Source organism: Geobacter sp., from assembly GCF_027327745.1.
GTDB lineage: Bacteria > Desulfobacterota > Desulfuromonadia > Geobacterales > Geobacteraceae > Geobacter.
Genome location: NZ_DAHVYG010000057.1, coordinates 1 through 13872 on the forward strand (window position 1 = coordinate 1; position 13872 = coordinate 13872).

Consider the following 13872-nt stretch of genomic DNA (forward strand, 5'->3'; position numbering starts at 1 on the left):
GCCGGCCCTCTTCGCCCTGAGCTTTCTCGCCTCGACCCTGGTGCCGCTGGGCTCCGAATGGCTCCTGGTGGCGATGCTCGCGGCCCGGCACGATCCGCTCCTCACCGTGGCAGTCGCCACGGCGGGGAATACGCTCGGGGCATGCAGCACCTACGCCATCGGGCTCTTCGGCGGGCCGTTCCTCGTCCGGCGGGTGCTCCGGATCGACGAGGAGACCGAGCGGAAGGCGCGGCTTCGCTACGACCGCTTCGGCTCCTGGTCGCTTCTCTTCTCGTGGCTCCCGGTGGTCGGCGACCCCTTGTGCCTCGTGGGCGGGGTCCTGGGGGTCGGCTTTGGCCGCTTCGCGTTCCTGGTGGCGGCGGGAAAGCTCGCCCGCTACGCGCTCGTGGCGTGGCTCACCCTGCAGGTCGCCAGACACTGAACGTCTGATCGACCAGCAACTATAACGGAGGACGAACATGCGCACAGTCATCAACGGCATCACCATGGCATACGACGACCACGGCAGCGGACCGGCGGTGGTCCTGATCCACGGCTTCCCGCTTTGCCGCCGGATGTGGCATCCCCAGATCCAGGCCTTAACCAACGCCGGTTTCCGGGTGATCGCACCGGATCTGCGGGGTTTCGGCGAGAGCGACGCCCCCGATGGCCCCTACTCCATGGAGCTCTTCGCCGACGACATCGTGGAACTCCTCGACCATCTCGGCATCGACGAGGCGGTGGTGGGGGGGATGTCGATGGGGGGATACGTCCTGCTGAACCTCCTGGAGCGCCACCGGCAAAGGCTTCGGGGCGCGGTCTTCATCACCACCCGCGCCACCGCCGACGACGAGGCGGGACGGGCGCGGCGGCTCCAGCTCGCCCAGGAGGTGCTACGGCTCGGGCCCCAGGTGGTGGCGGACGCCTTCCGCCCCCTCCTCTTCGCCGAGGCCTCCCTTACGGAGCGGCCGAAGCTCGTGGCGGAGGTCTCCCGCTGGATGGCGGCGACCGACTCCCGGGGGCTCGCCGGCGGGCTTCTCGCCATGCGGGAGCGGAAGGACTACACCCCGCTTCTCGGCGGCTTCGCCATTCCGGCGCTGGCCATCGGCGCCGCGGAAGACCGGGCCGCGCCGCCGGAGACCGCCAGGACCATCGCCGCCGCCGTCCCGGGATGCCGGCTCTGCATCGTCCCCGAGGCGGGGCACCTGGCGAACCTGGAGCACCCGGGGGCGTTCAACGACTGCCTCCGGGAATTCCTGCAAAGCCTCTGACCCTCCGAGACACTTCCCCAAAAACAAAAGCCCGCTTGCGCGGGCTTTTTGCGTGGGTCCGGACAGGTTGCACCTTCCGTCACGGCGGGCACTTGCCGCAGACGGAGCGGAAGAGGGAGGTGCTGAGGTAGCGATCCCCCCGGTCGGGGAGGAGGACCACGATGGTGCTCCCGGCCGGGGCCCCCTTCGCCACCTGGAGGGCGCCGGCCACCGCCGCCCCGCTCGACATCCCCACAAAGAGCCCCTCGCGTCCCGCAAGCTCCCGGGCGGTCTCGAAGGCCGGCTCGTCCTGCACCGTCAGCTTGAGGTCCAGGGCGGCGGGGTCGTAGATGGCGGGGACGATCGCCTCCTGCATGTTCTTTAGCCCCTGGACCCGGTGGCCGAGGCGCGGCTCCACCCCGACGATCCCCACCCCCGGCTTCTGCTCCCGGAAGTAGCGGCTCACCCCCATGAGGGTGCCGCCGGTCCCCATGCCGGCCACGAAGAAGTCGATGGTCCCGCCGGTATCGCGGTCGATCTCGGGGGCGGTGGTCTCGTAGTGGGCCAGGGGGTTGTGGGGGTTGGCGTACTGGTTCGGCATGTAGTAGCGCTCGGGCTCCTCCTGAAGGATGCGGTGGGCGAGGCGGATCGCTCCGTCAGTCGCCTCCTCCGCCGGGGAGAGGACCAGCTCGGCGCCGTAGGCCTCCAGGACCGCCCGCCGCTCCAGGCTGACGCAGGCCGGCATCACGAGCTTCACCCGGTATCCCCGGGCGGTGCCGAGCATGGCGAGGGCGATCCCGGTATTCCCCGAGGTCGGCTCCAGGATCGTCTTTTCCGGAACCAGCTCCCCCCCTTCCTCCGCCTTGGTGAGCATGTAGAGGGCGGGGCGGTCCTTCACCGAGCCGCCGACGTTGTTCCCCTCCAGCTTGGCGAGGATCCGGACCCGGGGGTTGGGGTTGAGATGGCGCAGCTCCACCAGGGGGGTGGCGCCGATGCTGCGGGCGAGGGAAAAGGGGGGATGGGTCATGGCCGCTCCTTCCAGCAGTTAAATCGACCTCATGATACCCGAAGAAGGGAAGAAATTACAACCTTCCAACCCCACCGGGGTTGCCCCCCGCGCCGATCTGCGGTAGGGTGGAGTGATGAAACCGGCACGGCAGCGAAGCGGATGGTGGGAGGAGGTGGCCGGGCGCCTGGCGGCACGGGAGCCGGAGCTCCTGGCGGGAGAGGGGCGCACCCGCGCCGCGGTGGCACTGGTGCTGGCCCCCGGCCGGGGAGGGGCCTCGGTCCTTTTCATCGAGCGGGCCTCCCATGACGGCGACCCCTGGTCGGGGGACCTCGGGTTCCCCGGGGGGAAGGTGGAGCCGGCCGACGCCACCCCCCGGGCCGCGGCCGAGCGGGAGACACGGGAAGAGCTCGGCCTCGACCTTGCCGGAGCCCGCTTCCTCGGCCGCCTCTCCGACATCGTCGGCGCCCACCTCCCGGTCCTCGTCTCCTGCTTCGTCTACGGCATCGACGCCCCCCCTCCCCTGCGGCCGGGGGCCGAGGTGCGGGACGCCTTCTGGGTCCCCCTCGCCGTCCTCGCGGACCGGCGACGCCACGCCAGCGCCACGGTCCGCTTCGGGGAGGAGAGCCTCGTTCGCCCGGCCATCCGCCTTCCCGTGGCGGACAAGCCGGTCCTCTGGGGAATCACCTACCGCCTCGTGATGCAGTTACTGGAGATGGTGGCGGACGCGGCGCCTGGCCGTCGCAAAGCCGGCGGGTCACCTTGACCTTCGGCATCCGAGGGGCTATGGTTTATTCGAGACGGGAGGGACGCGTCATGAACGACACGCAACGGCTTGAGAAGGCGACCTTTGCAGCGGGGTGCTTCTGGGGGGTGGAGGCGGCGTTTCGCCGGGTGAAGGGGGTCGTCTCGACCCGGGTGGGATACACGGGAGGGTGGAAGGAGCACCCGACCTACGAGGAGGTCTGCTCCGGGACCACCGGCCATGCCGAGGCGGTGGAGGTGACCTTCGACCCGGACCGGGTCTCCTATGACGGGCTCCTGCGGCTCTTCTGGGAGTGCCACGACCCGACCCAGCTGAACCGGCAGGGGCCCGACGTCGGCACCAACTACCGCTCGGCGATCTTCTGCCACACGGCCGGGCAGGAACTGGCCGCCACAGCGTCCCGGGAGCGGGAGCAGCAGTCGGGGCGCCACAGCCGCCCCATCGTCACCGAGATCACCGCGGCCGCCACCTTCTGGCAGGCCGAGGAGTACCACCAGCAGTACCTCGAAAAGCGCGGCGGCGGGAGCTGCCACTGGTAAGGAGAGCCGATTTCGATGAAGACCGTCGACCTGCGCAGCGACACCGTCACGAGACCGACCCCCGCCATGCGGGCCGCCATGGCCGCGGCCCCCGTGGGGGACGACGTCTACGGCGAGGACCCCACCGTCAACCGCCTGGAGGCGATGGGGGCGGAGACGCTCGGCACCGAGGCGGCCCTCTTCGCCGCCAGCGGCACCCAGACGAACCTCCTGGCGCTCCTCTCCCACTGCGGCCGGGGGGACGAATACATCGCCGGCCAGACGGCCCACTGCTACCGCTTCGAGGGGGGCGGGGCGGCGGTCCTGGGCGGCATCCAGCCCCAGCCCCTCGACTTGGAGCCCGACGGCACCCTCGACCTGGCGAAGGTCGCCCGGGCCATCAAGCCCGCCGATCCCCATTTCGCCCGCACCCGCCTCCTCTGTCTGGAGAACACCACCGCCGGCAAGGTCCTCCCCCCCGACTACCTCGTTCGCGCCTCCGCGCTTGCCCGGGAACGGGGCCTCGCCCTTCACCTGGACGGCGCCCGGATCTTCAACGCCGCCGTGAAGCTCGGGGTGGAGGTCCGGGAGATCTCACGGCACTTCGACACGGTCTCCGTCTGCCTCTCCAAGGGGCTCGGCGCGCCGGTGGGATCCCTTCTCTGCGGGAGCCGAGACATGATTACAGCCGCCCGGCGCTGGCGCAAGGTCCTGGGCGGCGGGATGCGCCAGGCGGGGGTCCTCGCCGCCGCAGGGATCGTCGCCCTCACCTCCCACGTGGCGCGCCTTGTCGAGGATCACGCACACGCCCGTCTCCTGGCGGATGGGCTTGCCTCGATTCCGGGGATCCCCCTCGACCCGGCGGAGGTCCAGACCAACATGGTCTTCGTCTCCCTGGCGCCCGAGGTGGCCGGCCGCCTCGTCCCGTTCCTCCGGGAGCGGGGGATTCTCGTCGCCGGGAGGGAGAGCATCCGCCTCGTCACCCATCTGGACGTGACCGCCGCCGACATCGAACGGACGGTGGCCGCCTTCCGGGAATTCTTCGCCCGCGCCTGATCCGGGGCATCCCCGTTGAAATTCCCCCGTGACAGGGTTTGCGCCCCGCAATCGGGGCGAAGGAGGAGAGAGGTTACCATGAGAGCATCGGCACTTCGGTGGCTGGCGGCGGGAGCGGCACTATTTCTCGCCTCCTGCGCCTTCATCACCGTCAATGTCTATTTCCCCGAGAAGGAGGTCAAGAAGGCCTTCAAGGCCCTGGACGAGAAGTACCTGAAGCCCGCCGAAGAGCCGAAGGAGGGCGAAACGCCGGCACCGGCCGACGCTCTCCCCCCTGCCTCGCCGGAGCCCCCGCCGCCGGCGAGCCCCGGAGTTCCCTGAAGAAGCGGCGGCAGCTGTCGGCCGCCACCACCCGGTCCCTCCCGAGCGATCGAAAACCGTCTTAGCATTTCTGAATTAACATTGCGTTTTATTATTGACTTTTAATGGCTATCCCTTTACTCTTGCGCCGCACGTAACGCAGGAGGCGCCCGTTATTCTGTCCCCCGCCCGGGAGACGGCCCACGTAGATTCCTCTCCGGAATCCTCATTCAAGCAATCCTGCACCAATCACCACACACAATGACGTGAAACCCGGCGCCCCCCGGCAGGCGATGCTCCGTCCCCAAGGTCCGGAAGCCTTGCATGCCTGCGGTTGCCGGCCCCATAACGCTTGCCCCTTCACGGGAGGAAACATGCACCTGACCGACTGTTTCACCGAGCTTGTGGCCTACGTTGGCCACTTTCTCCGGACCGCCGCCGTCCGCCACCCCGCCTACGGCGACATCCGCCGGGAGATCGACCTGCTTCTCGCCGCCGCCGAGTCCAACGCCCTCCGGGGGAGCATCCCGCGGGAAGAGTTCGAGCTGGCCCGGTTCGCCGTCTGCGCCTGGATCGACGAAGCGGTCCTTTCGTCCCCCTGGAGCGAGAAGGAGCACTGGCTGCGGGAACAGCTCCAGCGGGTCCACCACGACACCACGGAGGGGGGGGAGGAGTTCTTCCGCAGGCTCGAAGGGCTCGGCTTGCACCAGCGTGAGGTGCGGGAAGTCTACTACCTCTGCCTGGCGCTGGGATTCACCGGCAGGTACTGCAAGCCGGGGGACGAGTACCAGCTGGAGCAAATCAGGACCGCTCAGCTGAAGCTCCTCGTCGGGAGCTCCGTCGGGCTCCCCTCCCTGGAGCGGACCGAACTCTTTCCCGATGCCTGGCCGGCGGAAGCCCCGCCCGCGGCCCACCCCCGACGCCCGGCGCGCTTCTCCCCCCTGGCCGCCGCCTGCCTGGCGGCCCCGGCGCTCCTCTTCGCCATCCTCTTCCTGGTCTACCGCTTCACGCTCTCGGGCGTGGGTGAAAATTTCATAAGGACGGTGCCGTACTGAGATGAAAGAGCTTGCCCTGAAATCGCTGAAGTGGATTCTCATTGCCGGCGCGGTGCTCCTCGTCGGCCTCGTCGTGTTCGGGGTCGTCCTCGCCCTCGACTGGCCCTGGTGGGTCGCCCTCTGCCTCCTGCTCCTGCTGGCCGGCGCCGCCGCCGGCATCGCCCTCCTGCAGGCCCTCATGCTCCGGCGCCGGGAGCAGAACTTCGTCCAGGAGGTGATCGAGCAGGACAAAAGCATCCTGCGGGCCATGTCCGGCCGGGAGCGGGCGCACCTCGCCCAGCTCCAGGAGCGGTGGAAGGAGGGAATCGCCACCCTGAAGGGGTCCCACCTCAAACGGCAGGGAAACCCCCTCTACGTCCTGCCGTGGTATCTGGTCATCGGCGAGAGCGGCTCGGGAAAAACCACCTCCCTGAACAGCGCCCGCCTCGCCTCCCCCTTCGCCGACGCAAACCGCGAGTCGGGGCTCTCCGGCACCCGCAACTGCGACTGGTGGTTCTTCGAGGAGGCGATCGTCCTCGACACCGCCGGCCGGTACTCCGTCCCCATCGACGGCGAGAAGGACCGGGACGAGTGGCAGAAGCTCCTGTCGCTCCTGGTCAAGTACCGGCGCCGGGAGCCGCTGAACGGCCTGATCCTCACGGTGGCGGCCGACCGGCTGCTCACGGGCGGCCGGGAGGCCCTCGCCGAAGAGGGGCGGACCATGCGCCGCCGGGTGGACGAGCTGATGCGGGCCCTCGGGGTGCGGGTCCCGATCTACGTGCTGGTCACCAAATGCGACCTGATCGAGGGGATCGACCGCTTCGCCTCCCTCCTCCCCGAAGCGTCGCTGCGCCAGCCCATGGGGATGATCAACCGCGAGCTCTCCACCGACGTGGCGTCGTTCTCCGCCCGGGCGCTGGAGGGGGTGACCGAGCGGCTCAGAAGCCTGCGGCTCCAGCTCCTCCATCAGCCCGGTGCCCGGGAGGCCGGCCCCGCCCTCGCCCTCTTCCCCGAGGAGTTCGCCGTCCTGGGGGAAGGACTTGCCGCCTTCATGGAGGGGGCGTTCCGCGAGAACCCCTACCAGGAGACCCCGATCCTGCGGGGGCTCTACTTCGCCAGCGGCCGCCAGGAGGGGACCCCGCTTTCCCGCTTCGGCGAGACCATCGCCCCGGTAGCGGAGCGGACCCCCCTCCCCGGCACCAGCCGCGGCCTCTTCCTCCACGACTTCTTCGCCCGGGTCCTGCCGGCGGACCGACGGCTCCTCTTCCCCACCCGACGGGCGCTCCAGTGGCGCGCGGTCACCGGCAACCTGGGGCTCGTCTCGTGGCTCCTCTTCGGCGTGGCGCTCTGCGGCCTCCTCTCCTTCTCCTTCGTGAAGAACATGACGACCATCCGCGAGGTGGCCCACCAGTTCGAACGGACCCCGCGTCTCTCCGGCGACCCGGTGAACGACCTTCTGGTTCTCGATGCCTTCCGTCAGGGGATTCTCCGGGTGGAGGAACGCAACCGCGCCTGGTGGATCCCCCGCTTCGGCCTCACCGAGAGCGTGCAGGTGGAGCAGGCACTGAAGGCGAAGTTCTGCCGCCAGTTCCGCGACGGCTTCCTCGCCCCCTACGACCGGCAGCTCGCCGCCGGGATCGCCTCTCTCTCCCCCGCCACCCCGGACGAGCTCTACGCCCAGTACGCCATCCACCTCGCCCGGCGGGTCAACGTCCTGAAGGCGAGCATGGACGGCAAACCCCTTGCCGAGCTGCGGGCCATGCCCCCGGCGGCATCGGTCTCGTTCCTGGCCGCCGAGACCCAGTCGGGGCTCGACGCCCGCAAGCGCTTCGGCACCCTCTACCTCCACTACCTCGCCTGGCGGGCCGACTCCCCCGATCTGGCGAAGGAGACGGCCCAGCTCCAGGGGTGGCTCCGGCAGCTGATTCCCCTCAAGGGGGAGAGCCTCGCCTGGCTCGCCCCGTGGGTCGACCGGCACGCCGGGCTCCCCGCCGTAACGCTGGCGGAGTTCTGGGGGGGAAGCGTGCCGGTCCCCGGCGAACGGAGCGTCCCCCCCTCCTTCACCCGCAAGGGGAAAGAGCAGCTCGACGGCCTCGTGCGGGAGCTGGAGGCGGCCATGGGAGACCCGAACCTCCTCGGCGCCCGGAAACAGGGCCTCGCCGCCTGGCACCGCGATACCTGCCTGGAAGCGTGGCAGGGGTTCGCTGCGGCGTTCCCCCGCGGCGTCGAACGGCTCCGGGGTCCCCGTGAATGGCAGCAGGCGGCGGCGCGGATGGCCACCGACCAGGGGCCGTACCTTGCGTTTCTGAACCGGATGGCCCAGGAACTGGGCCCCATGATCGGCAGAGAGGGTGTCCCCCCCTTCGTGGCTCAGCTCTACGCCCTCCAGGTGGCCCGGGCCGGCGGCGCGGCCCCAGGCGCCGTCACCAGGGCCGCCGACAGCGGCAAGCGTCTCATCGGGACCCTGGGACAGAAGCTAGGCGCTGAGGCCATCGCCAAGAACATCGAACCCCCGCTGGCCGCCAGCCGGGCATGGCAGGAGTACCGGGCGGCCCTGGCCGCCATCGCCCCGGCCGCCTCCTCGCGCCAACAGGCGTTCCAGCTCGCCACCCAGACCTTCGGCGACGATCCGGCCACCGGCAAGAGCCCCTTCTACGCCGGCTGGAACGCCGCCGCGCGCCTGAAGAGCGAGGTGTCGGGAAGCGGCAACGACGAGGCCCTGTGGCGGCTCGTCACCGGCCCCCTCGACTACCTCTGGACCTACATCCGCCGCGAGTCGGCATGCCAGCTCCAGACCCTCTGGGAGGAACAGGTCCTGGCCGCCACCCTCGGCATGTCCCCCCAGCAGGCCGGACCGCTCCTCTTAGGACCCGACGGCCTCGCCTGGCGCTTCATCAAGGGCCCCGCCGCCCCCTTCGTCCGGGGGACCGCCGCGGGGTACGCCCCCCGGCAGGCCCTCGGCGGATCGCTTCCCCTGGAGGGTTCCCTCTTCTCCTTCCTGACCAGGGGTGCCCAGGTCCAGGCCGGCGCCGCCGGGCGCCAGCCCAACTACACCGTGGCGATCAGGGGGCTCCCCACCGACGCCAACGCCGAGGCCCGGATCAGGCCCCACGGGACAAGGCTGGAGCTCCAGTGCGCCGGCCAGACCCAGACCCTGGTGAACCACAACTTCCCCGTGGGAAAGACCTTCTACTGGTCACCCGACACCTGCGGCGACGTGATCTTCCAGATCGAGGCGGGGGAGCTGGTCCTCACCAAACGCTACGCCGGCCCCCAGGCGTTCCCCGACTTCCTGAAGGAGTTCGCCGGCGGCTCCCGCACCTTCCCGGCCAGGGAGTTCCCCGGCGAGAAGGACGCCCTGGCACGGATGGGGATCACCGCCATCAGGGTCAACTATCAGTTCATCGGGAGCGGCCAGGTGGTCAGGCAGGGGAGCGCCATGGCCGGAGCCACGGCACCGCGGCAGATCGCGCGGGGATGGTGATAAACCTTGCAGTCGTCACCCCCCTTTCGTAAAGGGGGGCAGGGGGGATTTAACAGGCAGGAATCGGCAAATCCCCCTCAATCCCCCTTTGCGAAAGGGGGACTTTACTAACTGGACAGGGACGTTCATATGCTCGGAACCACTGAATCAGGAAACACCTGGCGCTGGTCCGCCTTCGGCAAGCACCCGGCGGCGGCGGACTACTTCCGCCTCGGCGAGGGCTCCCCCTTCGTGGAGGGGCTGACCAGGTGGGTGGAAAGCGGCTACCGGCTCCTCACTGGCCGGGACGACGGGGCGGCGCCGTTCTGCTCCTGGCGCTTCTGGGCCCGGGGGTTCGGAAGGGAATCGCTGGTGCTCGGGGTGGTGCGGGTCTCCAGCGACAGCATGGGGCGCCCCTATCCCCTCCTCGTCATGGGGAGCGGCCCCCTGGAAGGGTGGGAGGAGCGGTGGGACCTTCTCCCCTTCGCCTGCGAGAAAACGTGGTGCCAGATCGAATACCTGGCAACCAACACCTTCGACGACCTGAAGAAACTGGAAGCGGGGCTGCAAACCCTGCGCCCCCCAACGGCCTCCTGGGAGGAGCTCGCGACGCGGCGCCGGGGGCTCAACCGCCTCGGTTCCCCCCTGGACCCCTACGCCTCCTTCCTCGACCTGTCGGAGCTGGAGCGGCTCGCCGCGGCCCACGGCGGCAAGGGGGAACTCCACGTCTCCCTCGACCGGGGGCCGGTGAACGACAAGATCATCCTCGTGAGCCTCTGGCACCTCCTGGCGCACACCGCCGCCAAAGGGGTCCCCAACGCCCTCTTCATGGGGGGGACCCTGGAACGCTCGTTTCTCGCCGCCTACCGGCGGGCCCTGGCGCCGGGGGACTTCCTCCACCTCTGGTCGGCCTCGGAGGCGGGGGGGTGGAAGAACAGCATCGGAACGGAGTACGCCATGGATATCGCAACCCTGGGGAAAGAGCCGATCCGCCCCGACCAGCCGGTCGGGCAGGACGTCCGCTACGACCCCCTCTTCGACACCCTCCAGGCGGAGGTGGACAAACTGACCTCCCCGGCCGTCGCCGGGACCATCGACTGGGAGAAGGTGGTGCGCCTTGCCGCCGACATCCTCGCCACCCGCTCCAAGGATCTCCTGGTGGCAAGCTACCTGGCGGTGGGGCTCGTCCAGACCCGAAAAGGGGACGGCCTTGCCCTGGGACTGCGGGTCTGGCGCGACCTCCTGGAGCGCTTCTGGAGCGACCTCTTCCCGACCCGGATGCGGGGACGGCAGCGGAGTGTGGAGTGGTGGCGGGAGCGGACCGACGTGGCCCTGAGGCAGCCGGGGGAGTTCACCCTCCCGCCGGAGCAGCACACCATCGTCAGGGAAGACCTCTCGGCCATCGACCGCTTCCTCGGCGAGCACCTGGAGGGCGCCCCCTCCCTCGCCCCCCTGCGGGAGCTGGTGGCCGCCGCGGCGCCGGAGGCCCCACCGGAGGCAGCTCCCGAGCCCCCCGCAGCACCGGCTCCCCGTGCTGAAGCGCCGGAGCACGGGCTGTTCGTCCCTCCCTCCCGGAGCGCCATCCCGTCGCCGGAGGCTCCCCGCGAGACGCTTCCTCCCGGTTCTCCCGCCCAGGCCCTGGAGGCGGGGCTGCGCCAGGTGGGGGAGGCGGCCGGAGCGCTCCTGCAGCAGGACCCGGCCAGTCCGCTCCCCTACCGGCTTTCCCGCCTCGCGGCGTGGGGACCGGTGACCAACCTGCCGCCGGCCGCCAACGGCCGCACCCGCATCCCGGCGCCCGAACGGCCGGTACTGACCTTCCTTCAGGAACTCTCCAGCCACGGCGACGGCGAGGCGTTACTCAAGGCGGCCGAAGGGAGGCTCCCCCAGTTCATCTTCTGGCTCGACCTGAACCGGCTCTCGGCCGAAGCCCTCGCCCGTCTCGGCGACCGCTTCGCCCCGGCCCGGGAGACGGTCTGCCAAGAAACCGTCGCCCTGCTCCAGCGGCTCCCCGGCCTCCCAGAACTCGCCTTCGCCGACGGCACCCCCTTTGCCGACCCGGCGACTCGCCAGTGGCTGGCGGGGCTTGCCGGCCGCGACTCTGCCGCCGGCCGAAGCGGGGCTGAGAGCGGCGAAACGCCCTCCAGCGCGGAGGAAATCGGCCGGGAGATGGACGAGGCCCAGACCCTCGTCCGCGGCGGGAAACTGATCGATGCGGTGGAGCGCCTTCAGAAGCGGATCGGCACCGGCTCCTCCCGCCAGGAGAAGCTCCTCTGGCGCCTCGCCCTCGCCGAGCTCCTGGTGAACGCCAACCGGACCAGGCTGGCTCTGCCGCACCTGGAGCAGGTGATCGCCGACATCGGGACCTTCGGGCTCGAAGAGTACGACCCGCTCCTGGCCCTCCAGGGGCTGAAGCTCGCCTGGCTCGGCTTCGATGCCCAGACCGAGCCGCACTTCAAGGAGAAGGCCGCCGAGACGCTCCACCGCATCGCCCGCCTCGACCCGGCGGAGATGGTGCGGCTGGCGAAGGGGTAGGTACCGATGGAACTGAACCGCGAATCGGCTTCCGGCGAGGAACTCCGCAGGGCCGCGACCGAAAAATCCAGAACCGGCGAGCGGGTCGCCGTAACCGGCTTTGGCCTTGTGACCCCCATGGGCTTTACGCCCTGGCGTTCCGTTTCGGCCGTGATCCGCAACCGCAGCCGCTTCGCCTGGCACGAGACGGTGCTGGTGGCCGACGCCCCCGACGGCACCGACCTGCGGGGTGCCACGGTCAGCCGGGTCTCGGGGGGCGCCGTGAGGTTCGGCCTCTCCGGGAGCGAGCGGAGCATGGCGCTCCTGGCGCCGGCGCTCCGGGAAGCCGTGGCCGGCCTTTCACCCTCCACCAGCGACGCGCCACGGGCATGGATCATCAACGGAATCCCCACGGGAGAGGTCGGGGCAATCCCCTGCCCGGAGGATATTCTACCCCTCCTCTCCCTCGTAGAGTATTTACCGGTTATCGGGGAAACGGGCTCCGGACGCTGCCTCTTTCTCGACCGCGTAGCCCGGGCGGCAGAGGCCCTCGGAGAGGGGAGATGCCAGCGGGCGCTCGTCGCCGCCGTCGACTCCCTCTGCTTCCTGCCGGTGCTGGAAGGACTCCTGGCGGCCGGCAGGCTTCTGAGTGGGCCAAACCCCGAGGGGATCATCCCCGGCGAGGCGGCCGGTGCCGTTCTCCTGGAGAGGGAGGAGTCGGCCCGAAAGCGGGGCGCCCCGGTCTACGCGTTCGTCTCATCCTGGGGCCTGGGCGTTGATCCCTCCCCCCGCGCCGGGGGTCGCCCCTCGCAGGCACGGGGGCTCACCGCAGCGCTTTACAAGGCCTTCGAAGGGCTTCCCGACCCCGGCGGAGAAATCGGGCTGGTCGTCGCCGACCTGAACGGCGAACGGCAACTGGCGCTGGAATGGGCCTTGACCGAAGGACGCGTTTTCGGCCCCTCGGACCGGGAGCGACAGCTGTGGCTTCCCGCCTTCGCCGTCGGCGAATGCGGCACGGCCCTCGGCGCGGTGCAGGCCGTCGTCGCCGTCGCCGCCCTCGCCAAGCACAAGGCCCACGGGCAGCAGGTCGCCCTCTATTCCTCCGATGACGGGGGAGAGACGCGGGTGCTCTGCCTCGACCAGGGGGACTTCACCGATCGCCACGCCCTCAACCGGTGGCGCCGGGAGCAGCGGAAAAATACGAACGACAGGGGAAGAACCTGATGGGAGCAACGCTTGTCGTCAACGGCCAGACTGTGGTCCACAAGGAGAGCGGCGGCGTAGTCGCTACGACCGACGTCTGCAAGACGCCGGTGGGAAACGCCGTGGTGCCGATTCCCTACACCAACGTCGCCCGCTCGGTCGACGTGGCCAACGGCAGCAACAGCGTCGCCGTGGACGGCCACCCGGTCATGCTGAAGGACTCCGTCTTCAGCCGGAGCAGCGGGGATGAGCCCGGCTCCCTCGGCGGGGTCGCCTCCGGGGTCACCGGCGGCAAGGCAAAATTCGTCAACTTCTCGAACAACGTCTTCTTCGAGGGGCGCCCGGTCTGCCGCCGTCTCGACCCCATGGTCAGCAACCTCTCCGGCACGGGGAACACCCCGCCGGCGCCGCTGATGCAGGAGAATCTCGCCGTGGCGACCACCGATCACCAGGGGTACCGGATACCGTTCACCTTCTCCTTCAGGCATCCGGACCTCAAGAGCGGCAGGGTCGAATTTCCCCCCTTCACCGCCCGGCACGGCATGGAGGGAACGACCGATCCGGGGGACGACCCCGACGGCTACTGTGACGACGTCCACCTTGCCAACACGCCGGGGGCTTACGACCTGAAGTTCGCCGACTTCGAGCGCGGACGGAAGAAACTACCCCACGAGGAGACCACCACATGACCATATCCACCACCCTGCGCCGGGCGGCCCTCTTTCTGCTCATCACGCCGCTCCTCACCCTCCTTGCCTGCACGAGCAGCGAGGGAACGCAGAAAAA

At 69.8% G+C, this 13872-nt stretch carries 12 protein-coding genes; 11 read left to right on the top strand and 1 reads right to left on the bottom strand.

Going from position 1 to position 13872, the window contains the following annotated elements:
* Together M6689_RS10790 and M6689_RS10795 are read left to right on the top strand one after the other, a co-directional pair.
* On the top strand, window positions 1-421 hold a 421-nt coding region (locus M6689_RS10790; protein WP_298271395.1), incomplete at its 5' end, for a YqaA family protein.
* Between the two features lie 37 nt (window positions 422-458).
* Complete coding sequence (locus M6689_RS10795; protein WP_298271398.1) at window positions 459-1250, top strand: alpha/beta fold hydrolase; 792 nt, start codon at window positions 459-461, stop codon at window positions 1248-1250.
* A 79-nt stretch (window positions 1251-1329) separates the two neighbouring features.
* On the opposite strand, the gene M6689_RS10800 is transcribed toward M6689_RS10795, so the two are convergent.
* Complete coding sequence (locus M6689_RS10800) at window positions 1330-2256, bottom strand: PLP-dependent cysteine synthase family protein (protein WP_298271400.1); 927 nt, start codon at window positions 2254-2256, stop codon at window positions 1330-1332.
* A gap of 115 nt (window positions 2257-2371) precedes the next feature.
* Between M6689_RS10800 and M6689_RS10805 the strand changes: the two genes are divergently transcribed.
* From M6689_RS10805 to M6689_RS10845, 9 genes are all read left to right on the top strand, one after another.
* Window positions 2372-3001, top strand: a complete 630-nt coding sequence (locus M6689_RS10805; RefSeq protein WP_298271402.1) for a CoA pyrophosphatase — start codon at window positions 2372-2374, stop codon at window positions 2999-3001.
* Window positions 3002-3051: 50 nt separating this feature from the next.
* Window positions 3052-3540 carry a peptide-methionine (S)-S-oxide reductase MsrA gene (gene msrA, locus M6689_RS10810; protein ID WP_298271404.1) on the top strand — a complete coding sequence of 163 codons (489 nt, stop codon included), beginning with the start codon at window positions 3052-3054 and terminating at the stop codon, window positions 3538-3540.
* A 15-nt stretch (window positions 3541-3555) separates the two neighbouring features.
* A complete protein-coding gene (gene ltaE / locus M6689_RS10815) occupies window positions 3556-4575 on the top strand; it encodes a low-specificity L-threonine aldolase (RefSeq protein ID WP_298271406.1) in 1020 nt (339 codons plus the stop codon).
* Between the two features lie 78 nt (window positions 4576-4653).
* Complete coding sequence (locus tag M6689_RS10820; protein ID WP_298271409.1) at window positions 4654-4896, top strand: hypothetical protein; 243 nt, start codon at window positions 4654-4656, stop codon at window positions 4894-4896.
* A 353-nt stretch (window positions 4897-5249) separates the two neighbouring features.
* Window positions 5250-5930, top strand: coding sequence for a type IVB secretion system protein IcmH/DotU (gene icmH, locus M6689_RS10825; protein WP_298271412.1), 681 nt, complete (start codon window positions 5250-5252; stop codon window positions 5928-5930).
* A 1-nt stretch (window position 5931) separates the two neighbouring features.
* On the top strand, window positions 5932-9393 hold the full coding sequence (locus M6689_RS10830; RefSeq protein WP_298271415.1) for a type VI secretion protein IcmF/TssM N-terminal domain-containing protein: 3462 nt from the start codon (window positions 5932-5934) through the stop codon (window positions 9391-9393).
* 129 nt (window positions 9394-9522) lie between these two features.
* Window positions 9523-11904: a type VI secretion system protein TssA gene (gene tssA / locus M6689_RS10835; RefSeq protein ID WP_298271416.1), complete on the top strand. Its 2382-nt coding sequence runs from the start codon at window positions 9523-9525 to the stop codon at window positions 11902-11904.
* Between the two features lie 6 nt (window positions 11905-11910).
* The gene (locus M6689_RS10840) at window positions 11911-13107 is read left to right on the top strand and encodes a 3-oxoacyl-ACP synthase (protein WP_298271419.1); all 1197 of its coding nucleotides are present in this window, start codon (window positions 11911-11913) and stop codon (window positions 13105-13107) included.
* Window positions 13107-13775 (top strand): DUF4150 domain-containing protein, encoded by a 669-nt coding sequence (locus M6689_RS10845; protein WP_298271422.1) that lies wholly within the window; start codon window positions 13107-13109, stop codon window positions 13773-13775. The genes M6689_RS10840 and M6689_RS10845 overlap by 1 nt, the downstream gene beginning before the upstream one ends.
* The last annotated feature ends 97 nt before the right edge of the window (window positions 13776-13872 follow it).

Bases quoted from the DNA above. Each gene is read 5' to 3' on its own strand.
- M6689_RS10795 (WP_298271398.1), top strand. From the start codon at position 459: ATGCGCACAGTCATCAACGGCATCACCATGGCATACGACGACCACGGC.
- M6689_RS10800 (WP_298271400.1), bottom strand. From the start codon at position 2,256: ATGACCCATCCCCCCTTTTCCCTCGCCCGCAGCATCGGCGCCACCCCC.
- M6689_RS10805 (WP_298271402.1), top strand. From the start codon at position 2,372: ATGAAACCGGCACGGCAGCGAAGCGGATGGTGGGAGGAGGTGGCCGGG.
- msrA (WP_298271404.1), top strand. From the start codon at position 3,052: ATGAACGACACGCAACGGCTTGAGAAGGCGACCTTTGCAGCGGGGTGC.
- ltaE (WP_298271406.1), top strand. From the start codon at position 3,556: ATGAAGACCGTCGACCTGCGCAGCGACACCGTCACGAGACCGACCCCC.
- M6689_RS10820 (WP_298271409.1), top strand. From the start codon at position 4,654: ATGAGAGCATCGGCACTTCGGTGGCTGGCGGCGGGAGCGGCACTATTT.
- icmH (WP_298271412.1), top strand. From the start codon at position 5,250: ATGCACCTGACCGACTGTTTCACCGAGCTTGTGGCCTACGTTGGCCAC.
- M6689_RS10830 (WP_298271415.1), top strand. From the start codon at position 5,932: ATGAAAGAGCTTGCCCTGAAATCGCTGAAGTGGATTCTCATTGCCGGC.
- tssA (WP_298271416.1), top strand. From the start codon at position 9,523: ATGCTCGGAACCACTGAATCAGGAAACACCTGGCGCTGGTCCGCCTTC.
- M6689_RS10840 (WP_298271419.1), top strand. From the start codon at position 11,911: ATGGAACTGAACCGCGAATCGGCTTCCGGCGAGGAACTCCGCAGGGCC.
- M6689_RS10845 (WP_298271422.1), top strand. From the start codon at position 13,107: ATGGGAGCAACGCTTGTCGTCAACGGCCAGACTGTGGTCCACAAGGAG.